The organism is Paenibacillus sp. FSL F4-0125 (assembly GCF_038008565.1).
Lineage (GTDB): Bacteria > Bacillota > Bacilli > Paenibacillales > Paenibacillaceae > Paenibacillus_AQ.
Genome location: NZ_JBBOZJ010000001.1, coordinates 2,539,843 through 2,562,710, shown reverse-complemented (window position 1 = coordinate 2,562,710; position 22,868 = coordinate 2,539,843). Strand labels below are relative to the sequence as shown.

Here is a 22,868-nt window from a genome sequence, read left to right as displayed (position 1 = left end):
GCGATTCGAATAAATACATCTTAGTAGTGTTACTCTTTCAAAGAGCCAACGGTTAAGCCTTGTACAAAATACTTTTGGAAGAACGGATACGCTAGTGCTATAGGCAAGGTTGCCAGTACAACCATCGCCATTCGAACCGTTTCTGTCGGCAAGGTCGCAGCAATCTCAAAGCTTGATCCCATCTGCATACTGTTCTGAATGACAAACTCCATATTATTCTGAATTCGCATCAGCATCGCTTGGAGCGGCACAAGACTCGCATCATCGATATACAGCAGCGCATTAAACCAATCATTCCAATAACCCAGCGTACAGAACAGTCCAATCGTTGCAATCCCCGGCAAAGAGATCGGAAGTACAATTTGTAAGAATGTCCGGAACTCCCCTGAACCGTCTATTTTCGCTGCCTCAATTAGCGCGTCAGGTACGGTGGTCTGGAAGAAGGTCCGCATTACTAGAATAAAGAATGCATTCATTGCGATTGGTAAGATCAAAGCCCAAATCGTGTTGTACAAGTGTAAAAACTGCGTAGCCACAATATAGTTCGGAACCATTCCGCCTGAGAATAACATCGTAAAGAAGGCAAAGAAGCTGAAGAAATTACGATAGCGAAATGATCTTCGAGAAAGAACATAGGCGTAAGTTGTAATTAGAAACAAACTAATGAGCGTACCTAGTACAGTAACCACCAAGGTAACACCAAAGGACCGAAACAACTGATCACCTGTGTTAAAAACAAACTGATACGCCGCCAAACTAAATTTTTCTGGAATTAAGCTGAATCCATTTAAAGCAAGGACTTTCTCATCCGTAAAAGAAATAGCTATAACAAACAAGAACGGAAACACACAAGTAAAGGCGAAGATTCCAATCACAATATTGAGTACCACATTCCAAAAAGGAGTAATGGCGTTGTTGTCGATTTCCTTATGCTTACGTTTAAATACTTCCATAACGTCAATGACTCCTTTCTAGAATATCGCGTTTTCTTTGCTGATCTTTCTCACAATGGAGTTCGTTACAAGCACCATGATAAATCCAACGATCGATTGATATAAACCTGCTGCTGTACTCATTCCTAGATTTCCTGTCGTACTCATGCTTCGATAAATATAAGTATCGATAACATTCGTTACGGAGTATAGAACACCGGAATCTCGAGGAATTTGATAGAATAACCCGAAGTCCGATCTAAAAATGCCACCAATCGCTAGAATAGTAAGCGTAACCATTAAAGGTTTAAGCAGCGGAAGCGTAATAAACTTAATTTGCTGCCATTTGCTAGCCCCATCAATCATAGCTGCTTCATAGTAGGACTTATCGATCCCCGCTATAGCTGCTAAGTAAACTACACTCGAATATCCGATAGATTTCCATATTCCCATGAAAATAAGGATATATGGCCAAAAGCGAGTATCCCCATACCAGGAAACAGGATCGCCTCCGAAGTACACAATCACTTGGTTCAAGATCCCTTTATCTACACTTAGGAAACTGAACGTAAAGAAACTAATAATAACCCAAGAAAGGAAGTAAGGCATAAACATCGCCGTTTGATACGCTTTGGCCATCCGTTTGTTCACAAGTTCATTCAAGGTGATCGCAATGCCCACCGCAAGAACTAGACCGAGAGAGATCAAAGCCAAGTTATAAAGAATCGTATTTCTTGTAATAAGATAGGCGTCTTCTGTTGAGAACAGAAAATTGAAATTTTCAAGTCCAACCCACTTACTATTTAAAACGCTTGCAAAAAATCCATCCCGGTGAATCTTGAAATCCTTAAAGGCAATGATCGTTCCAAACATAGGTAAGTAACAAAAGATTAGGAACCATATTGTCCCTGGTAATACCATAAACCACAGCACTTTATCCTTATTTAAGCTTTTGAAAAATGCAGACACTATTCTACATCCCCCTTCTCTATCCCCAAACAATCCCCGTAATTCCCTTTCGTTCTTATTTCCTTGCCCCTTTAACTATCTTTAATTCTGCGCTATAAAAGCGGTTTCATAAAGTTGAAAAACTCCAGAATGATATGTAAAAATTAAAGATCGCCAGGAGAAACGACCATTCCGAGGCTTAAAATTCCTAATAATTTAAACATAAAAAAAAGGAAACATTCTCGTGACCAACGTTCGTGAACCCAACACTTGAACGTGATACCCGGGAACATTTCCTTTATGCTACGACTTTTCTTTTATATACATCTTTCGAAGCTCGGTTGGAGATATGCCTACTGATTTTTTGAATTGGCGATAAAAATATGCTGGATCTAAATACCCTACTTCAGCTGCAATCTCATTGGTTAATAATGTAGTTTGAAGCAGCAGTTGTCTTGCTTTTTCAATTCGGAATTGATTTACATAATCAGAGAAGCTTCGCCCCATCTCCTTCTGAAATAGCTGTCCCAAGTAAGTAGGATGCATATTCATTCGCTGACTAAGCGTCTTCAGAGATAGCTCTTCTCTATAATGTTTGCTTACTTGATCCACCATATATCTCATATTCGGGCTTAGTTCATTACTCACTAACGATAATTGATCCAGCGTTTCATTCACACTTTCCTGCACATGATGAAGCAGCTGCTCAATGGTATGGATACGTAGCAAAGGATTAAATACAGCACTAAAATTAGAGTTCTTCTCCATTTTCTTAGCGATCAACATTAATTCAATCGCCACGTTGTAATTATCCATGCGGGTGATCATGCCACAACCAAATAGCTTTTCGAAGGTTTCCGCGATAAATTGATTGGCCGCCTCACGTTCACCAGATAACAACAATTTCGTAAAGGCTTCATAATCAATTTCAAGCTTTTCCTCGTGTAACATCATCTTCGATAGTTTATCCACATCTATAATCGGGTAGCTCGGCAGCATCAGATGATCCACATATAAACTCTTCGCTTTGTTATAGCTTTGTGGCACTTCTTGAAACGTATATTCCTTACTTCCTATCGTAATCCAGACAGACTTTCCTAATTCATGCATAATCTCAGATTGAATTTGTTCCAGCATACAATACATCTCTTCTTTGTTCTCATCTTCAGCTGACTCCGCAACAATAAGAACAAGATCACCTTCCATGTCTATAAATACAATAACCGTTCCGCGCTTAGATACGGACTGCACAGCGATACGATAACATTCTTCCACAAGTTGATTAGGGTGCAGTTGATGCTGACCCTCCTCCCCTTCATGCTCCGTAATAAGCCGAATCGCAGCCACCGTAAAAAAAGAACAGTCCAGCGAAATATTCAACACTTTTGAACGATGCATAAGCTCCTGTCGATCTATGTTTCCAGTGACCCAGCGGTTCAAAATATTGTTCCGTAAAACTTGCTGATCCTCCTTCGCATGAAATTGTTCAACATCCTCTTGATTGAGGACTTCAACAATTTGTTCGATGGTCGATTCCAATTCTTTTATATTAATGGGTTTAAGAATATAATTCTCAATACCTAGACTCATCCCGGCTTTTAAATACTCAAATTGCTCATAGCCGCTTAGGATAATAAATCTCATTTTTGAATCAAAACACTTGATTTGTTGAATCAACTCAAGACCCGTAAGCTTTGGCATCGTAATATCTGTAATTAATATGTCTATGGTTTCGTTATGCCGATGCAGAAATTCTAAAGCTTCTTCCCCGTTACCCGCTTGACCTGCGATTCTAAGTCCATAATCTTCCCATTCGATCACTGAACGTAATCCTTCAAGAATAAGAGGTTCATCATCCACAATAAGTATGTTGTGCATTATTTAGTACTCTCCCTTACCACTGGTATATTCATGATGACTGTTGTTCCTTCACCTAGTTCACTAGCAATCGTTAACCCATATTCAGTCCCGTAATAAAGTTTAATCCGCTCATTCACATTGCATAGTCCGAGCGAAGACGGCGGTGCATCCATTCGCATACTGACTTGAAGCGTTTGTTGTAATTCCGTAAGCTTGCTTGGGATAATCCCGTTTCCGTTATCTCTGATAGCAATTTGAATTTCCCCGTCTGCTTCAGTAACTTCAATCCGTATTAGGTTATCGAAACGTTCGGGCCTGAATCCGTGAACAATATAATTTTCTATCACCGGCTGGATGAGCAATTTAACGATAGAACAATTCATGGCCACTGGACTTATCCGCGACTCGATTTGAAGCTTATCTTGATGTCTAATCTGAAACAACTCAAGGTACAGATTGCAGTATTCAATTTCATCCGCGATGGTAACAACCATATTCTTCTTGATCATCGTTCGGAATAATGTCGATAAAATGTAAATCATCTGACCTACATCCTTCGCACCTTGCGAGATGGCCCGCATCCTTATAGCTTCAAGCGTGTTATATAAAAAATGCGGATTAATCTGCGACTGGAGAGCCACAAGCTCTGCATTTTTTTGCGTAATTTCTGAAATGTAAACTTTATTAATATATAGCTCTAGTCGCTCACACATATAGTTAAAATTGTTGGCAATGAGCTGCAATTCATCCTCCCGATTAAGGTGAATCCGTGTGCTTAAGTCGCCTTCCTGTAAGCGCTTCATAGATTTGACAATGATCTTCACTTTTTTAGAGAAACGTAAAATGATTCCGTATGTAATCGCCATTGCCGCAACAATTAGTGCCGCCGTAATCCCGATAATCCAATTTCGTACAACAAGCATTTCTTTATTGACCTGCGACTTCTGAATGATTCCTGCTACAATAAGACCTGAGCTATTCGTTGTATTTAAGTTAACCTTGGATATTCCATCCAATGCTGTCCAGCCGTCTGAATAAAGACCAGCGATATGCGGATACTGCTGTCCCATATACCTGCCTAAGGAATCATATATGACGTCTCCGCTTGGTGTTAGAACTAACACTTGGCCATTACTCTCGGTGCCTTTCGTACCCAGCCATTTTGAAATAAGTTCAGCGTCAAAATCAATTATGAGCATACCTATCGTTTTCAACGAAATCGGATCTTTAAGTTCCCTGGTCATCGTATACAAATTGTTATTGTCTTCCCTTATTTCCTTAAGTAATAATTTTTTTTCATGCGAAATCCAACCATTCTTGGGTAAGGGTGATTTTTGCTCAGAAATATCTATATCTCTCTTGTAGAGTTGTCGTGTATTATTTTTATATAAATAATAAAATTCTTTTTCAGTGCTATATAAGATAACGTCAGAAATGCCGCTTTTTTGATTCAAATACGTTTTGAAATAAGTATCGAACGTATGGGGTACAAAGCTCCCAATTTCAGCAAACTGATCTAAACGATATTTAAGATAATCTCCATAATCATGTTGCAAAAAGTAAGATAAATCCTCACTTACAGAGGCATCACTATAAATTTGCTGAATGGCCAATTGGATCCCTTCGTACTGCTGATTCATATATAAACTCACGTAATCCAATACCTCACGATTAGCATCAACATGTTGACGCGTGATCGTCTGTTCATAGTATTTATAAACGGTAATGGAAGAGGCAATGAGCGTAATAATGATGATGGAAGAATAGATTGCTAAAATTTTATTGAACAGTTTTTTGCGCAAATGATTTTGATAAAATTTCTTGATATTCAGCCCATTCACCTTCCTTCAAAATCTGACCCTTTAGGATTAGAAGCTTAACACCACCTTTCTTTTTGTGCAATGGGAGCGCATTCATTTTTGAATGTAAATCTTTCCTGCCCGCATTATTTTTTTACTATCAAGAGTTTACAACCCGCTAAAAATCGTCTATAGTTGGTTTCTACCCCCCAAACAAACCTGTAATCACCCTATATGTCTTATCATCCTCGTCCCCCATCAAGATAATGGAGGGCTATTACTCATGTTTCTAACCAAACGTAAACTCAACTCCCAACTAAACGAGATTTCCGAATATCGTTACCGGGATCGAATACACATTCCTTTTTTCAATTCTATGATTGATGAACAAGGTGAAATTGCAGCGGAACCACCTGTGGATGGAGAATGGTCTAAGCTCCAAGTTGGCGATACCTGGAAAGGCCGCGATTTGTATTTATGGCTAACGACACAGATAGATGTGCCCGCCTCTTGGGCAGGACATAGGGTACTGGGTCGATTTGATTTTGGCGAGACGGGTGCTGGTAACAACTCCGGCTTTGAATCCCTGTTCTTTTACAACGGCAAGCCCTATCAAGGTGTAGATTCCAATCATACAGAAGTGTTCTTGCCGGATGAAACGGTAGGTACGAAGCTTCCACTGACCTTCCGGTTATGGTCGGGACTAGAAGGTGGCGGCCCTAAGAAAGATCAAACCCATGGCATTCGTATGGCTGAAATTTGTTGGCTGGACGAAGCAACGGATGATTTCTATTTTACCGCGCTTGCTGTAGTTGAGACGCTGAACGTACTTGATTCCAAAACACCAGAGTATACACAGCTGCTAAGTACAGTTGACCGCTCGTTTCTTCTGATTGACTGGTCTCGTCCAGGTTCAGAGCTCTTCTACGCTTCCATCGAGGAAGCTCGTAATTATTTGCGTGATGAAATTAATAAAATGGAGAAGTCTTCGCCAGTTACTGTTACCTGTATTGGTCATACCCATATTGATGTAGCCTGGTTATGGCAATTGAAGCATACCCGTGAGAAATGTGCGCGTTCCTTCTCGACCGTACTCCGTCTGATGGAAATGTTCCCGGACTATACTTTTTTACAGACTCAACCTCAGCTTTATGAATACATCAAGAATGATTATCCGGAAATCTATGAGAAGATTCGCGAACGTGTAGCTGAAGGACGCTGGGAAGCTGGCGGTGGCATGTGGCTAGAGGCAGATTGTAACCTGACCTCAGGTGAGTCTCTTGTCCGTCAATTGCTGTATGGCACTCGCTTCTTGCGTAATGAATTTGGTGTAGAATGTGATTATTTATGGCTGCCGGACGTATTTGGCTATAGCTGGTCCTTGCCGCAAATTCTAAAAAAATCAGGAATCAATACGTTTATGACCACGAAAATTAGCTGGAATCAATACAACCGCATGCCACATGATACCTTCCAATGGCGCGGAATTGATGGCACTGAGGTATTAACCCATTTCATTACAACGCCAGAGCCTTGGTCTGAAGAAGATTCTTGGTTCTATACTTATAATGGCCGCATCATTCCTAAGACTGTAAAAGGCATTTGGGACACGTACCGGGATAAAGAAGTGAATCGTAATCTGTTACTTTCTTACGGATATGGTGATGGCGGCGGCGGGGTTAACCGTGAAATGCTAGAGATGCGCCGCAGACTCAACGACCTCCCAGGGCTGCCGAAGATTGAAACAGGAACAGCGGGAGATTACTTCCGTAACCTGCAAGACACCGTTGCAAATACAGATCGTTATGTCCATGTGTGGGATGGTGAGCTTTACTTAGAATATCACCGTGGCACGTACACTAGCCAAGCCTACAATAAGCGGATGAACCGCAAGCTGGAACTGCTATACCGCGAGGCGGAATGGCTAAACGCACTGCAAAGTGTATTGTCTGAAGATTGGTCGAACTATCGTCAGACCGATCTAGATGAAGGCTGGAGAATTATTCTACGGAACCAATTCCATGATATTATTCCAGGTTCTTCGATTCGTGAAGTGTATGAAGACAGTACGATTGAATATGCTCAAGCTGAAGCTATTGGGCAATCTGTATGGGAACAATCTACGAAGGCATTGGTGAACGGAAGTGAAGCTGGTAAATATACTATCTGGAACAATGCTTCTTGGGAATTGACTGAGCTCGTAGAAATTACTATAGATCCTGGCATGGAAACAGGACATTGGATAAACACAGAAGGTAAACCATTACAAGCTCAGCGTGAAGGTGACCGTTGGATCATTGAAGTGTCCGACATTCCTTCTCTCGGATACACCACCATCTCCTTTGTAGAGGATGTAATTACTGAGCCATCCAGCTCTCCATTCAAGCTGAATGAATCAGGAATTTCAACGCCTCACCTTGAAATAGCGTGGAACGAGCAAGGTCAATTGTCATCCATCTATGATAAACACGAACAGCGTCAAGTATTAGCTAATGGAAGTCACGGTAATGTGTTCCAAGTGTTTGAGGATAAACCATTAGCACATGAAGCTTGGGACATTGACATCTACTATCAGCAAAAAATGCGCGAAGTGATCGACTGCACTAGCATTGAAGTCATAGAAAATGCTTCATTGCGTTGTATTGTGCAATTCACATGGAGCTATATGGATTCCACGATTAAACAGCAAATGATCTTACACGCTGGGCATCGTCGTATTGACTTCGTGACGAACGTAGACTGGCATGAGAAAAAACAGCTAATGAAAGTAGCCTTCCCTGTTGCGATAAGAGCTACCGAAGCCACTTATGATATCCAGTTCGGTAATGTTAAGCGTCCAACACACTGGAACACTAGCTGGGATTACGCTAGATTCGAGACTGTGGGTCACCAGTGGGCAGATTTATCTGATCGTGGTTATGGCGTTAGCTTGCTGAATGACTGCAAATATGGCTACGACATCAAGGATAATGTGATGCGTTTATCCCTAATCAAATCGGCAACGCACCCTGACCCTGAAGCGGATCAAGGCGAGCACACATTCACGTATTCTATCCTGCCGCATACTGGTGATTGGCTACAGGGTGACACAGTCCGTCAAGCCTGGTCCATCAACAACCCACTGCGTAACACCAAAGGGCAAGCTGAAGTGGAAGCTAAGTCCATGATTCGTCTTTCAACGGATACGGTTATGGTATCTGCCCTTAAGAAATCTGAGGATGGACACAAATTAATCGTTCGTGTTCACGACTATTCCGGAAGCCGTCAGCAGATTGATATGACGAGCGACTTGAACATTATTTCATGGCAAGAGTGCAATCTAATGGAACGTCCTGAAGGTGAGGTTCATACTGAGCCTGTCATTACCTTTGTACTTGAACCTTACGAAATTAGAACATTTGAAATCGAAGTGTAGATCCTAATTAAATGAAGTAACATACAAAATCGGGGTGTCCCTGTAGCCATGTATAAAAGGCTGCGAGGACACCCCGTTTTTCGAGTATGATTGTTTCTTTCGCATTTTAAGTATACACATTGCGCAATGAGTTAACGTAGCGTATACTTCAATTAAGGGAGAGATGTATATGAGAAGAATGGGGAAAATTACGATATTCACAGGCATTGGATTATTGAGCCTTGCCTTGATTGCTATTCTTGCTATTAGCGCTATTGTGATCAAGAGACCGGTGACCACCACCCCCGTAATCACGGAAGTGAAGCCTTACCAGTGGAATAAAGTCAAGCTGGACGGAAATGTCATTTCAAGTGATGGATCAGAGTATTTTATCTGGAATAAAAAGGGGGAGACTAATAACTGGATCATCTTCTTTTCCGGGGGAGGGGCCAGTTGGGATGCCCAAAGTGCCGCGCACCCCATCAAGCTAATGAACTTCATTAAAGGTGGAGATACGGGCAACTATTTCCCGAACATCCCCTTCTATATGCTGACATTGCTGAGAGGCATGATGGATACGGATAACCCTGACAATCCTTTTCATGGCTGGAATGTGGTCTACCTTCCCTATTCGACAGGTGATTTCCATATCGGCAACCGCACAGTTGAATATAAAAAAGAAGACGGCAGCACCTTTACTATGCGTTATAACGGCAGCAATAATGTGCGGAGCAGCCTTGATTGGATATATACCAACGTAGATAAACCCGACAAACTACTGATTGCCGGCGAAAGCGCTGGTGGATTCGGGTCCGCCTTCTGGGCTCCGGAAATCGCCTCTCATTACAAAGACTCCGAGCTCTTCCAATATTCAGACAGTTCCTTCCTGAAATCAGACAAGTGGCCAAATGTTGTGAATAAGGAATGGCAGGCAGACTTCGTTAAGAACTTTGGGTATACCCCCGAAGCGGATATCATCGGGGCAGCATTTAAAGCGAACGGTCATCTACTGCCTGCGAATGCGGTAATATTGCAATCCTACTCGGTATTTGACGAGATTCTGATCCACTTTCAGAACAATATCAACGATTACAAGGGGCCTAGAGATCAACGCATTATTAATGAATGGTCACAGGAAATGCGGCAATCTGTATCTTCTTTGGCTGCCACTTTACCTAATTATTATTACTATCTGACCGACTTTGGGCTGAACGCTAAGACGGGTACAACTCCGCACACTTTTGCCACCAGAGAGACCTTCTTTCAGGCTGAGCAGGATGGCGTGAAGCTTCTAAAATGGCTAGGTGATGCGGTCAACCATCAGAAACTCTATTCCGTGGGCAGCAAGTTCCTCACGGCTTCGAAGCCAGCTCAGAAATAGTGCTAGAATTAGCGAAATACTTGCACAAGACAGGAGATATAAATCAATGAATTTGCGTGAAAAGCAGATGCAAATGACGAGGGAGATCATTAAGGATACAGCGCTGAGCTTGTTCTGTGCTCATGGTATTGAGCGAACAGATATGGCTCAGATTGCGGAAGAAGCCGGTGTCTCCCGGCGTACTTTATATCATCATTATAAGGACAAAGAAGAATTAGCAGCTCAAATTTATGTTGAGAACCTGGAGCGGATGTTTGGACAGCTGCTGTTTGATTTTGATTTTGAACAGCCGGTACAGTCACTGGAAAACATTCTGGATAAATATTTGGCGCTGAGAGATCAACAGGAGTCACTGATTTACTATGATGCCATTTTTGGAGTTTACTACAGCACCCTTTCTAAGAATCCTGCGGAGCTGCCTGACTTTATGAAAGCTATGGAAGGCTGGTATTCACGGCTTATACTGCTTGAGGCAACTGCAGTGGCTCCCGAGGAAAAAAATAAGTGGCTAGGTATTCTGCAGAAATCCACCCACCTGTATTTCATGTATTTACAAAAAGCTGTTATTATTACGCATCAGCGGGGTGGTGTGGTTACGGAGGAAGACCGGGCAACGGACCGACAATTCAAGGATTTTATTATGCATGGCGTACGGCTCTAGTTATATGGAAGGAGCAATGGCTGAAATGGACATTGGCAAATATGAGAATCTAGTTCCAAATGTTTTTTTGTTCGTCGACCGCAGATCCTTCCCGGATTGGGAGATAACGAGGAGCAAAATTGATTTCCATGACCTTACCTTCATTGTGGAAGGGAAATCGAACTATTTTATTAATGGGGAGAAATTTACGGTTGAAGCTGGTGATATGCTCTATGCACCTTCCGGAAGTATTCGGGAAGCGCAGACTTTTAAGGAGGCACCCATGCGTTCTTTTGCGTTTAATTTCTTCTGGGAGGGGAAGGACAATCATGTGCAGCTCCCCTTTGAGACCGTAACCAAAAACTTGAGAACTAAAGAGATTCTAGCGGACATCAAAGATTTCTCGCATGTATGGATGGGCAAACAGCCTTTTTATAAAATGAAGGCCAGAGCTATTTTTCAACTGATCGTGTATCGTCTGTTAAGCATAACCCACCATCAAGAGACACCTCTGATCGATCTGAGAATCCAAAAAGTAATGACCTATATTATGGATCATTATTCGGAGGAAGTTACGATCAAGGAACTAGCTGATTTGGTTGCCTTAAATCCGGTATATCTTGGTAAGCTGTTCAAGCAAAACACCGGTTCCACCTATAAAGAATTCATAAATAAAGTACGGGTGAACAATGCCGAGATGATTCTGTCGGCAGGTGGCTTCAATGTGTCCGAAGTAGCAGAGCACTGTGGTTATCAAGATGTTGCCTACTTCAGTAATGTTTTCAAAAATATCAAGGGTTATCCTCCGTCATCTGCCTTGAAATAACGGAGGACCCTGAACCAATCGGGGATGCAATCCTTCAATTAGCTCTAACTATGAATTAGTGCGTCCCCCTAGTAAAGAAGCTCTCCTCTGGGCCCAAATAGGAATACGGCAGCTCCGCAGCGGACAACACAAGCTTTTGCAGGACCAGGCCCGCATCCAATCCGTAAAAGCGGAGGGTATGGATACCCTTCGTTAAAGCATGAATGGTGGTCACGGTATGGATATTATTCATAACTGCGCGGCACCACGGTTCATTATCATGATTGCCGCCCGCAAAATCCGTAGGTAGAGCATCCGTAATCACTGGCGTCTGTGCATCGAAGCCTATCGCATATTTTAATCCACTGGACTGTGACAGGTTGTTCGTTGGGGCAATGTACGCGGTTAAGCTGTAATCTGCAGCCTGCTGTACTAAAACCCGATATTCCAGATAAGGTGCACACTCCGGTTGTTCAAACGATACAGCATCCGGAAACATTTTAACCGAGGATAAAGAACGCCCATAGTTAGCAATGGTCTTCCATTCCACCCCTGATTGTGCAACACGGCTTGAGGTATGCTCCGCTTCAATTGCCACTCTATTATGCGCCTCGATAAAGGTCATCGCTGGCACATCCTGAATGTCAGTCCAGTCCACAGCTACATTCACCTTAACGGTGCCCCCGGCACCAGAGATCGTAATTTCACCCTTCGATGTCTCGCGAACCTTTTCCCAATCTACAGAAACCTGTAAGCTCTCCCCAGCCTTGATCCAACCCGATGTTTTCTCAAGCTTGACCCAAGCTACACTGCTTCTTGCCTGATATTCAAAGCCTGCTTCTCCACCGTTGCTGATTGTAATGCAATAGTTTTCTTTTTGCAGATTTGTAAATACCGGAAGCTTTGCCGTACCCGCAACATACGCTTGCTCCGTACCTTCAACATCAACAATCAATATAGAGCCTTTAGCGGGAATCAACGTGCTCACCTCTGGATATTTCCACCCTTCTGCATTCCAGTGAATATACCCGACATGAGGGGAACTCATCATTCCTTGCCATTTTCCTTCTGAAATTTCGTTATTATAAACCTGCTCCAGGTGTTTATCCCTATTGATGGCTTCATGAGTCAGAGTAGCGTAAGTGTTTGCCAATAGACTGCCTCGTCCAGTATATAGCTCGTTAAGCCCAGCATATATTTGCATTTTGAGCACATTGGCTGAGGCAGTAGCAGGGAAATATACAAGCTGGTAGTACGCATCTTTTAATGATTCAGGAATAAGAGCAAGGTATTGGTCAGCGGCATTCTCCATCCTAATCGCCTGTTCCAGAACTCTCTGTGCCTCATTGTAATGGATTGGACTGAAGGTTGACGGATAAATAATCTCCGGCTTGCGGCGGCCGTTCATTCGGGTATAATCACTCAGCAATTGCGCAATGCCCAGGCATGTCTCTTGTTCCAGTGCATATCCGAACTGCTGCTCTACCCATCGTTTGGTATATTCCTCAGTCCGATTAATCGCTCCGGTACCCCAACCTTCAAAGTCATAGGCCAAATCCATAAAGTAGGAAATGGGCAATTCCATAGGCTTCAAATCCCCGACATTCACAATCCATACATCACGGATGCCATAGTCGAATGCCATACACATTTGCTCCCATACCTTCTCCAGCGGAATCGTATTCAACCATTCATAGGAATGCGGACCACCATGATAGTCAAAATGATAATACATCCCCCACCCTGTACTCCGATCGCGTTCGTGTTCCGTTGGGATTTTGCGGAGATTGCCAAAGTTATCATCTGCCAGCAGAATCGTAACATCATTCAGGACTTCCCAGTCCTTCAAGCCTTCAACCTCAGCAGTGCCATACCAATACTTCTCCACTTCCTTGTATACGGCTAGAATTTGGGGCGAGTGCTCAAGATTATATTTCTTTAATAAGTCTTTTTGCGTAAGGATGATATCCTTCAACAGGTCAATATTCTCCTGGTCGGAGCCCTCCAGCGCAGAATCACTTTCTCCCCGCATCCCTAATGTGATTAAATTGTCAAAGACCATATTCCGTTTGATTCCATCTTCCCAGAAATCCGTAATGGCCTGTTTGTTTCGGGCAAAATCCCATAGGTTACTTGTTCCATATTCGTTGTATACCTTCTGCCATTCACTGCCTGCCCGAAATAAAGGTTCATGATGGGAGGTTCCCATTATAATGCCGTATTCCTGTGCATGCTGGGCATTGGCGATTGGATTGCTTTTACCGTTAAGGCTGAATTCGGCACTCCACATCGCTGGCCATAAATAATTCCCCTTTAATCGAAGAATGAGTTCAAACACCTTGTCATAGAAATCTTCATTAAAATCACCAAATCTTTGAGTTACCCAAGAGCCCAAGGACGGCCAGTCGTCATTCAAAAAAATCCCTCTGTATTTAACCGAAGGTTCTTTGGAGATCATATGTAGCTGGTTATCAGACAGGATCAAAGTTGCTTTCTTCTCTGGTACAACATCTGCCCAATATTCCCACGGACTAACGCCAATTTTTTCAGAGATGGAATAGATCCCGTACATCGTCCCGCGTTTATCGCTCCCCACAATGACGAGCGCTCTGTCCACTCCTACTGCCGGCCGTTCAACTACCTGAATTTTATAACATTCCCTTTTCCCTTGGATGGCGGACACATCCACTGTTCCCTCCGCAATTAAACGATCAATAAGCTCATTACTGCCGATCGATCCAGCGATTATAACGGTTCCATCCAATTCCTGCAATTGTGTATATATCTCAGGTTCTACCTCTGTTACCTGTTTAACATCTGCTGCAAAAGACTGAGCCACGCGGCGCAAACCGGCATAATCCTTCCCTTTGGGATCCAAGTAAATCTTAGCAGCTTTGCCCTGCTTCACAAGGTTTAATTCCTGCGTAGGCATGATTATTCTCCCCTTAAGCATCCTATTTTCATATGACTAGGCACATTATATAAGTAAGCGATTTCAACTTCCATGTGTAAACTAGCAAGTTTTTGTAATTTTTAAACGAAACTTTGTTTATTGGTTGAACAATCCAGATATTTGGTGTTACTGTTAACAGGTATTCCCCTGTAGCAGAATTATTTCAGTTGCAAGCGCATCCATAATAAGAGAACCTTACAAAGCGAGGATGATCCATATGGAAAAGAATAACGAATTTATTGCAGGCGAACAGATTGAAGGTCCGAAAGCTCCAAAGGACCCGGCTGATCGTAGAAACGGCTTTTTTGTGCTGTATGAAACAGCAATTGAAGCAACAGCAAGAGCTGAAGGCAAACCGTCTCAAGAAGTTTATCTGGAAGGCAGCTATCTGATCGACAAGACCAGATTTATAGGCGGCGTCACAGATGATGCAATTCTGGAGCTTCTGGGGAGCAGTGCAGGCTTTCGCAAATTAGTCCACAGTATCGGAGTATCCGTGAGAAGGACTAACGCGCAGGAATATCCAGTCACTTTTTTATTGCAGCACTGGGGCAAAACTAGTAAATATGAAACCGGCAGTTATTTACGTGTACCTTGCCCAGCCGATGGTTCAGAGGTTATTTTGAGATTAACAGATTGTCCGGGTTCTGAAGAAGATGATGTGCTCGGAAAATTTGCTTTTGAATTTAATCATGCAGGCGAACTGGCGATTGCGAGTGTTATTTTTTATTTGCATGACGGTTATTCTGTTCCAGAGCTAATCCTTGAACCACCAGTTGCTTTTGAATCGAATGAGTACCAAAAGATTATTACACAATCCTTGCTGCACGCTGGCAATAATAAAAGATTAAAAACTGCCATAAATAAGGCTATAAAGGGCGAGGAAGTCACGATCGCTTATATTGGAGGTTCCATTACTCAAGGAGCCGGTGCTAAGCCGATACACACAGAATGTTATGCCTATCAATCGTATTTAAGATTTAAAGACTTATTCGGCACAAATGGTGGAGAGAACATCCATTTTGTGAAGGCTGGGGTCGGCGGAACACCCTCCGAGCTTGGCGTCATCCGTTATGAAAGAGATATTCTTAGAGACGGTTCCGTAACACCAGATATCGTGGTCGTGGAATTTGCCGTAAACGACGAAGGAGATGAAACGAAGGGCAATTGTTTTGAAAGCTTATGCTTAAAAATACTTTCCGCCGATCATCAGCCAGCCGTAATCCTTCTGTTCAGTGTATTTATGAATGACTGGAACCTGCAGGACCGGCTCTCCCCCATTGGCCGACATTATAATCTTCCTATGGTTAGTGTAAAGGATGCCGTATCCGAGCAGTTCCGCCTGAGTAAAGCCGAAGGCAACATCATCTCTAAACGGCAATTTTTCTATGATATCTATCATCCGACAAATGAGGGTCACCGGGTAATGGCTGATTGTCTCGCTTATTTATTCACCGAAACCCATAAATCACTAATGAATGAAGATGAGATCTTATTGGATCAACGCCCGGTCATCGGGAATGATTTTGCCGGAACCCTACTGCTGGATCGAAAAAACTATATTGATGCAGGTAAGATCGAAGTAGGCGGATTTTCGGGGATCGATACCGATTTGCAGCGGGTAGAAATGGATACCGACTCTCACGGCACTCCGGAATTCCCTCATAATTGGATGCATTCAAGGGCATCAGGGGAACAGAGCTTCAAGCTGACAATAACGAGTAGAAATCTCATCCTCGTATATAAGGATTCCGGCAGCAGCGAATTCGGCAAGGCGGATATTTTCGTAGACGGCAGCCTTGCAGTTACTGCTGATCCTCACGTGAACAACTGGACACATTGCAATCCGGTAATTCTATATCAAAACGAAGCTAGCAGTGAACATCAGATAGAAATCAGAATGGTGCCCGAAGATCAGGAGAAGTGCTTTACTATACTGGGCTTCGGTTATACCCTTTAATCAGTTCCACCAGTCGCAAGACAGCCCCGATCTATTCTTCATCGGGGCTGTTTATATTGTATCGCTTGGAATTTTGTCCATTTCCCACTAACATACCGCCAAATAAACAATGCCGCTTTAATCAACCAATCACAATAGACTGCAATCCACGTTGCAAACATATTCATATAAAACCCATATACTAGTACATAACATAAGGAAAAACCCGCTCAATAAGCGGGTTATCGCTGTCATATGGACAGAATTGCTCTCACTCTAGCTCAGTTCCTATCCCGGTTTCTCTCGCTTTATTCACATAGTACACCGCTGTAGCGATATCGAAGACAGCCATCCCCATTGGGCAGAAGAGAATCGGTTCATCTTCGCCGAATTCAGCCAGGCTGTGGCGTAAGACGACATCGGTAATCATCCGGGTGTCGGCACGGGTCAGTCCTTGTTCCAGGTGGAGCTGTTCGATGTCAGTATTCTCGCGGCACACTTCATCCCAATCGTCGACGATTATGGTTTTTACTAAAGCTAACGCCTCCGGCTTATAATCACGCAGTGAAACATTCAGCAGAAGACTCCCTTTTTCAGGAGGAAGATTGATATACCGATGTTCTGATACGGTACAAGTAATAAAGATATTCGAATGCTGGTAAACGTCCGTCCACGTCTCTGCCACTTCCATCCTATCTCTGTAAAGTGATGTGACCGCTGATAAATCAACACCCTTGATATCAAAAATTCGGATACGCTCGATACGATCTCCGTACAGAGCCGTAACCATTTGACAATGATACTGCCCTATTGGCCCCCAACCGATAATCCCGAGATGAATCTGTTCCACAGAATGCGCCTGCAAAAAGTAACGGATCATTACTCCGCTAAGAGAAGCAGTCCTTATGATACTGGGAAGCGGAGAGTTCAAGACGGCTGAAGGCTGACCTGTACTTGGTTCATTCAATACAATGATGCTATGCGCGCGGGGAAGATCTGCCTGAATATTATCCGGGAAACTAGAAATCCACTTTATCCCTGCGGTGTTCACCTCTCCCCCTACGTAAGCAGGCATTGCAATAATCCGGTTTTGTGGATTCTTATACCTTAGGTACGGCTTTACCGGCTGCACATAATCGCCTGAATCGATGATACCCACAGCAGTTTCTATCGACTCCACAAGAGCAGGCCAATCTACACCTACTGATTGTATATCTCGATCATTTAAGTACAGCATACCGTCGCCTCCTTGCGAAATAGATTCTTTGTTGTTACAACTCAGCGTTATCGCTGCCTTCAGTCCAAATCTCCCGTCCGAACTGGCTCTGAATCCATGAGTCTGAGTATACAGTATCGAGGTAGCGCTCTCCCTTATCATGCAGAATGACAGCGCAGACAGCTCCCGGGGTCAAATCCGGCTCCATCTGCTTCACGGCGGCAATGATTCCACCGGAGGATGCGCCTGCCAGAATAGATTCTTCCTTTGCCAACATCCGGCAACATTTTACGATATCGGAATCTGAGACATGTACGATACGATCGATTAGATCTGTTCTGCAAAAGGGTGGCACGATGCCGGCACCCAGCCCTGGGAAGCGTCGTGTACTCTTATTTCCGCCAAAAATCGCGCTTCCCTCTGCATCGACAGCCACGATCTTGGTCCGAAGTCCGTGATCTCTTACGTATTCCGCAAGGCCCCGAATGGTGCCGCATGTACTAACACTGCAAAATAAATAATCCACTCGTTCAAGTTCAGTCACGATTTCTTTCATTGTCGTATGGTAATGGGCTAAATAATTATTTGCATTCGCATACTGATTCGGCCAGTAGGTGCCCGGTATTTCCGTCAATAACTGCTGTACACGGTTCAGCCTAGCAGGAAGAAACTCGCCTGTTACAGGATCGGGATTGGCGACATAATCGATTTTGGCATCCAACGCCTTCAGAATTTGCAGATTCGTTTCTGTGGTTCTAGGATCAATAACGCTGATAAAACGCATTCCTAAATATTTGCAAATCATAGCCAAGCTGATCGCCATATTTCCAGAGCTCGATTCAATGATGATACTTCCCGGACCTATTTTTCCTTCCTTCCATGCCTCATGGATCATCCGTAGGGCGGGACGATCTTTGGCGCTTCCCCCCGGGTTCATCAGCTCCATTTTTGCATAGACGTCAAACTTACTTTTATAGAACAAGCTCTTCAGCTTGATTAAGGGTGTATTTCCGATAGTCGACAAAATACCGTCAGTGAAGTCCATCTCTGTGCGATCTTTATCTTTCTGGTAATATAGCTTTTTGTTCTTAACCTTTCCGCTGTCCATCGGCTCGTCTTTGCCTACTATAATGACCTCAATATCATCCATTAGATGGTTTCGAATCATCATGCCGATTTCCGGAATACATTCTCTAAGTTCCTCTCTGATCTTCGGGACAATGGTGTTGTCCGCAGATTTACTTTTGAGATAAACGGTCAGTGCATTATGCCTTACTTTGACCCGGATGATCGCATCTTCTATATGACGGTAAACAACCTGCTCGATATCGTACAGGCTGATTTTCTCTCCGTGCTTCAGTTCCCGGCCTACTCGTTTCACGATGGAACTAAAGCTCTGCTTCTCCACACCATCTATCATCACAGATCTAAAGTCCCTTATAACGTCATAAGTAACAAAACGAATAGCTGGCAGCATTTTGCGAACCGTTGAGGTAAGAACAAGAACACTTTCGTCATTACTTAGTGGACTTAGTTCTTCGCCTATCTCCTGTGTCCCGATCCCTTCCGCAAAAATTCCATCGGCAAAAATGTACCTGTCAAAATCATGGGAATAATAAGCGATCGTACCCATTTCAATGGAGCCATACGTATCTATAATGTCGCGTGGTTCAAGACCGAACAGTCCGGCTATATTCCGTTGCCACCCTAGTGAGGCGATTTCCCCAACGAGAATAATCTTGCGGATTCCGAAAGCGCGCGGATTCTCAGCAGCATGTACGATATGATCAAGGATGGAAGGCATTGTGTACAGTAGGTCAGGCTTGAAGGTTTCAAGCTGTTCAATATGTTGTTCAATCGGCAATTCAAAGGGAATTGAACGAGGTTCCAATCCTAATTCCTCAAAAATGGACAACGCAGTATTCGCTGCATGCCCAGTCCCCATATCCGCCAAACCTCTAACGCATCCGCTTCCCGCAATAAGAGCACCAAACAGCTTCGTTTTAATATTTATATAGTGCTTATCGTCTTCCTTAGAGTAAAGTATGGCTTTCCGACGGCCTGTGCTTGTGCCCGATGTCCTGTATACGATCCAAGAAGGATCAATGGGTTGATTATAATAATAGGTATCTAGTGTTGTTGATGTCATAAGCGGAAGCTTCTCTAAGCTATAATTCGTTCTTTCGCCGCCGATCAGCTCCTTATACCAAGGAAATACCTCGATTACTTCAAGCAGTTTATCCTGCAATTTGTCCTTGTCGAGCAGCATGATGGCCGCCTCCTGTTGACCGCAAGCTGCAGCCCATAGATGAATACCTACAACAATTATATGTAGATTTCTTTCAGTGTGTTCTACTGTTCGATGTTCGCCCAATCAAAAGCGGAGGCATACTCGTAATATAGCCTATGGATCTATTGAGACGGAGGGCCACAATGATGAAGCAGATAAGCCGTATATCCAATAAGCTGACGAAGACAAGGGTGCTGGTTAGAAACCAAGAGTTAAATAAACATGTCCCGCTTACGAAAAAAATGGATAAGAACATCCTCTATGAGATGTTACAAAAATATAAGATGGTGTACATTAAGCCTTGCTGCGGCTCTTTAGGACAGGGCGTAATACGGGTTGAACTCACACGCGCACAATTCAGCTATCAATCCGGTACCCACGTTCACAAATTTTCTGATTACGACACGGCCTATCGGGCCATCTTACGAGAGGCTCAAGGAAAGGCCTATTTAGTACAAAAGGGGATCAGGCTGTTGGTTTACGATGGACGCCCCTTTGATATTCGGGTAATGGTGCAGCGTAATTCTAAGGGTGGGTGGGAAGCAACAGGGGTTGCAGGACGCGTTGCACATCCTCGCAAAGTGGTTACAAACGGGAGTCAAGGAGGAACAATTTATCCGATTGAGGAATTATTAAAAGGCTACACAAGCGCAGAAAATTGTAAAATATTGATCCGATCCCTAAAGCAAATTGGAGTGAAGTCCGCAAGGCAGCTTAGCACTGTCTATCCCGCACTTCAGGAAATCGGTGTGGATATTGCCTTAGATCAACGTCTTAAGCCATGGATCTTGGAAGTGAATACGGCTCCCGATCCGTGCCCGTTTACTAAGCTAAAAGATACCCGTATGATTGACCGAATTGTCAGATATGCAAAGGTATACGGTCGCATATACAATCTCAAGTGCATGAAATCAAAACAGGGTATGGTGTGAAGCGCAGAAGAATCCATAGACCGCGGCGAACTGTGAATTCACAATCTACAGCTCGCCTTTTGTACGGAGGATATAGTTTCGGGGTTCATAAGATGGACGAAAAAAGACGCGAAATGCCCTCTTTAAATTTGATTATTAAGGATCTTTCTTTATAGCGTTCAGGGGTAAGCTCTGTACTTAACTGGCTATCTTCATCAAACAATTTTTGAAGTTGTTTAGCAACTTGCTCATCATACACAATCGCATTCACTTCGAAATTAAGTCTAAAGCTCCGGGAATCAATATTCATTGTTCCTACGGACGCTACTTCATCATCAACAACAATCGTCTTAGCATGCAAAAAACCATTTTCATATAACAGAATCTTCGCTCCATATTTCAATAATTCCCCAGCATAAGCCCAAGTAGCCCAATAAACAAAAGGATGATCAGGCTTATTAGGGATCATGATCCGGACATCAACACCTGATAGAAGTGCAATTTTACAAGCATCCATAAAACTGCTATCAGGAATAAAGTATGGCGTTTGAATATATACACTCCGTTTGGCATTCAAGATGAGCTTAATGTACATATTTTTAAGATGCTCCACTAGCGAGTTAGGTCCACTAGACACAATTTGAACAGGACTTGATCCGACATGGGCTTCCGTATTAAAAGAAAATTGATCGAAGCTTACACGCTCATTTTTCCGGGCATGTTTCCAATCCAGAATAAATCTACCTTGAATCTGATTAACGGAATCTCCCTTCATTCTAAAATGTGTATCCCGCCAATACCCAAACTTTTTATCTATACCTAAATACTCATTTCCCACATTAAATCCACCAATATAAGCGACTTCTCCATCGATAATACATAATTTTCTATGATTTCGATTATTCATACGGAAATTTATCGGTCTCAGCAGTGATGGAAAGAACACCTCCACTTCTCCACCAGCAGAAAGTAGTTCTTTAAAGAACTTAAGAGAAAGTCTCTTGGAGCCGATTTCGTCGTAAAGAACCCTCACTTTTACGCCTTCTTTGGCTTTTATGGTTAATTCATCTCTTAATTTTTTCCCCAAGGCGTCAGGCTGGATTATGTAATATTGAATATTTACTTCTTTCTTGGCATGTCTAATATCATCAAACAAAGCATCGAATTTTTGATTACCATCGTTGAAAATAGATATCTCGTTGTCAGTTGTCATTAGCGCATTCGATGAAACAAGGTTCATATGGATCAAATCAGCATATTTCGTGAGCAAAGGGTTATGATCCTCGCGCTGATCGTTTAATGTAGCTAATTGATGATCTACAGCGGATTGTAGATATTTCCTTTCTTCAGAAGATAGACCAAAGAAATTTTTCTTAGCTAAGTTTCGACCAAGGAAGAGATAAATAATAAATCCCAAAATGGGAATGAAATAAAAAAGCATAAGCCATGCCCAAGTATAACCAATATCTCTCCTCTCAAAAAATAAAAAACCAGCAGAGAGCAATATGTTTATTATTATAACAAGTGAAAGAGTCGTCGATACCAGGCTGCTGCTATCCATAAGGAGTTCCTGCCTTTCTTATCTTATTATTGATGTCAGTATTTCTAGTTTTGCCAAAAGTCAGTTTGTCCATCGTCTGATAAATCAATACTTCTGTAAATGACTAGATAGAGTACTATAGCATAATTGTCCATCTAAGAAAACATTTGATAAAAAACTCAATAATTAAAAGATGAGACCATAAAATTTGACATACAAACAACAGCTCTAATGCAGTAGTTCTGCTTTAGAGCTGTTGC

General features: G+C 42.8%; 14 protein-coding genes. 6 read left to right on the top strand and 8 right to left on the bottom strand.

The annotated features are described in order from the left end of the window. Positions 1-29: 29 nt before the first annotated feature. From NST74_RS10950 to NST74_RS10935, 4 genes are all read right to left on the bottom strand, one after another. Positions 30-953 carry a carbohydrate ABC transporter permease gene (locus tag NST74_RS10950; RefSeq protein WP_042126475.1) on the bottom strand — a complete coding sequence of 308 codons (924 nt, stop codon included), beginning with the start codon at positions 951-953 and terminating at the stop codon, positions 30-32. A gap of 18 nt (positions 954-971) precedes the next feature. Further along, positions 972-1,853, bottom strand: a complete 882-nt coding sequence (locus NST74_RS10945; RefSeq protein ID WP_042132076.1) for an ABC transporter permease — start codon at positions 1,851-1,853, stop codon at positions 972-974. Positions 1,854-2,183: 330 nt separating this feature from the next. Next, complete coding sequence (locus NST74_RS10940) at positions 2,184-3,758, bottom strand: response regulator transcription factor (RefSeq protein WP_341112007.1); 1,575 nt, start codon at positions 3,756-3,758, stop codon at positions 2,184-2,186. After that, positions 3,758-5,581 carry a sensor histidine kinase gene (locus NST74_RS10935; protein WP_341112005.1) on the bottom strand — a complete coding sequence of 608 codons (1,824 nt, stop codon included), beginning with the start codon at positions 5,579-5,581 and terminating at the stop codon, positions 3,758-3,760. The genes NST74_RS10940 and NST74_RS10935 overlap by 1 nt, the downstream gene beginning before the upstream one ends. 241 nt (positions 5,582-5,822) lie before the next feature. On the opposite strand from NST74_RS10935, the gene NST74_RS10930 reads away from it, so the two are divergent. From NST74_RS10930 to NST74_RS10915, 4 genes are all read left to right on the top strand, one after another. Beyond that, positions 5,823-8,954 (top strand): alpha-mannosidase, encoded by a 3,132-nt coding sequence (locus tag NST74_RS10930; protein ID WP_341112003.1) that lies wholly within the window; start codon positions 5,823-5,825, stop codon positions 8,952-8,954. A gap of 169 nt (positions 8,955-9,123) precedes the next feature. Further along, on the top strand, positions 9,124-10,314 hold the full coding sequence (locus NST74_RS10925; RefSeq protein WP_341112000.1) for a pectin acetylesterase-family hydrolase: 1,191 nt from the start codon (positions 9,124-9,126) through the stop codon (positions 10,312-10,314). 46 nt (positions 10,315-10,360) lie between these two features. Continuing rightward, a complete protein-coding gene (locus NST74_RS10920; protein WP_341111997.1) occupies positions 10,361-10,975 on the top strand; it encodes a TetR/AcrR family transcriptional regulator in 615 nt (204 codons plus the stop codon). Beyond that, positions 10,959-11,780 (top strand): AraC family transcriptional regulator, encoded by an 822-nt coding sequence (locus NST74_RS10915; RefSeq protein WP_445668137.1) that lies wholly within the window; start codon positions 10,959-10,961, stop codon positions 11,778-11,780. Before NST74_RS10920 ends, NST74_RS10915 begins: the two co-directional genes overlap by 17 nt. Before the next feature lie 55 nt (positions 11,781-11,835). Here the strand turns inward: NST74_RS10915 and NST74_RS10910 are convergent, their stop codons facing one another. Continuing rightward, entirely contained in the window at positions 11,836-14,691 is a 2,856-nt protein-coding gene (locus NST74_RS10910; protein ID WP_341111995.1) for a glycosyl hydrolase 115 family protein, read from the bottom strand. Between the two features lie 238 nt (positions 14,692-14,929). Here NST74_RS10910 and NST74_RS10905 point away from each other — a divergent pair, with 238 nt between their 5' ends. After that, positions 14,930-16,672 (top strand): SGNH/GDSL hydrolase family protein, encoded by a 1,743-nt coding sequence (locus NST74_RS10905; RefSeq protein WP_341111993.1) that lies wholly within the window; start codon positions 14,930-14,932, stop codon positions 16,670-16,672. Between the two features lie 250 nt (positions 16,673-16,922). Here the strand turns inward: NST74_RS10905 and NST74_RS10900 are convergent, their stop codons facing one another. Continuing rightward, entirely contained in the window at positions 16,923-17,888 is a 966-nt protein-coding gene (locus NST74_RS10900; protein WP_341111992.1) for a 2,3-diaminopropionate biosynthesis protein SbnB, read from the bottom strand. Between the two features lie 34 nt (positions 17,889-17,922). Continuing rightward, positions 17,923-20,241 carry a 2,3-diaminopropionate biosynthesis protein SbnA gene (sbnA, locus tag NST74_RS10895; protein WP_341111990.1) on the bottom strand — a complete coding sequence of 773 codons (2,319 nt, stop codon included), beginning with the start codon at positions 20,239-20,241 and terminating at the stop codon, positions 17,923-17,925. A 59-nt stretch (positions 20,242-20,300) separates the two neighbouring features. On the opposite strand from sbnA, the gene NST74_RS10890 reads away from it, so the two are divergent. Beyond that, on the top strand, positions 20,301-21,089 hold the full coding sequence (locus tag NST74_RS10890; protein WP_341111988.1) for a YheC/YheD family protein: 789 nt from the start codon (positions 20,301-20,303) through the stop codon (positions 21,087-21,089). A gap of 85 nt (positions 21,090-21,174) precedes the next feature. On the opposite strand, the gene cls is transcribed toward NST74_RS10890, so the two are convergent. Continuing rightward, on the bottom strand, positions 21,175-22,629 hold the full coding sequence (cls, locus tag NST74_RS10885) for a cardiolipin synthase (RefSeq protein WP_341111986.1): 1,455 nt from the start codon (positions 22,627-22,629) through the stop codon (positions 21,175-21,177). Between the last annotated feature and the right edge of the window lie 239 nt (positions 22,630-22,868).

What these genes read in the sequence shown, in the direction of transcription:
- NST74_RS10925 (WP_341112000.1), top strand. Translation starts at nt 9,124, where the DNA reads ATGAGAAGAATGGGGAAAATTACGATATTCACAGGCATTGGATTATTG.
- NST74_RS10900 (WP_341111992.1), bottom strand. Translation starts at nt 17,888, where the DNA reads ATGCTGTACTTAAATGATCGAGATATACAATCAGTAGGTGTAGATTGG.
- NST74_RS10905 (WP_341111993.1), top strand. Translation starts at nt 14,930, where the DNA reads ATGGAAAAGAATAACGAATTTATTGCAGGCGAACAGATTGAAGGTCCG.
- NST74_RS10910 (WP_341111995.1), bottom strand. Translation starts at nt 14,691, where the DNA reads ATGCCTACGCAGGAATTAAACCTTGTGAAGCAGGGCAAAGCTGCTAAG.
- cls (WP_341111986.1), bottom strand. Translation starts at nt 22,629, where the DNA reads ATGGATAGCAGCAGCCTGGTATCGACGACTCTTTCACTTGTTATAATA.
- NST74_RS10940 (WP_341112007.1), bottom strand. Translation starts at nt 3,758, where the DNA reads ATGCACAACATACTTATTGTGGATGATGAACCTCTTATTCTTGAAGGA.
- NST74_RS10920 (WP_341111997.1), top strand. Translation starts at nt 10,361, where the DNA reads ATGAATTTGCGTGAAAAGCAGATGCAAATGACGAGGGAGATCATTAAG.
- NST74_RS10930 (WP_341112003.1), top strand. Translation starts at nt 5,823, where the DNA reads ATGTTTCTAACCAAACGTAAACTCAACTCCCAACTAAACGAGATTTCC.
- NST74_RS10890 (WP_341111988.1), top strand. Translation starts at nt 20,301, where the DNA reads ATGATGAAGCAGATAAGCCGTATATCCAATAAGCTGACGAAGACAAGG.
- NST74_RS10915 (WP_445668137.1), top strand. Translation starts at nt 10,959, where the DNA reads ATGGCGTACGGCTCTAGTTATATGGAAGGAGCAATGGCTGAAATGGAC.
- NST74_RS10945 (WP_042132076.1), bottom strand. Translation starts at nt 1,853, where the DNA reads ATGGTATTACCAGGGACAATATGGTTCCTAATCTTTTGTTACTTACCT.
- NST74_RS10950 (WP_042126475.1), bottom strand. Translation starts at nt 953, where the DNA reads ATGGAAGTATTTAAACGTAAGCATAAGGAAATCGACAACAACGCCATT.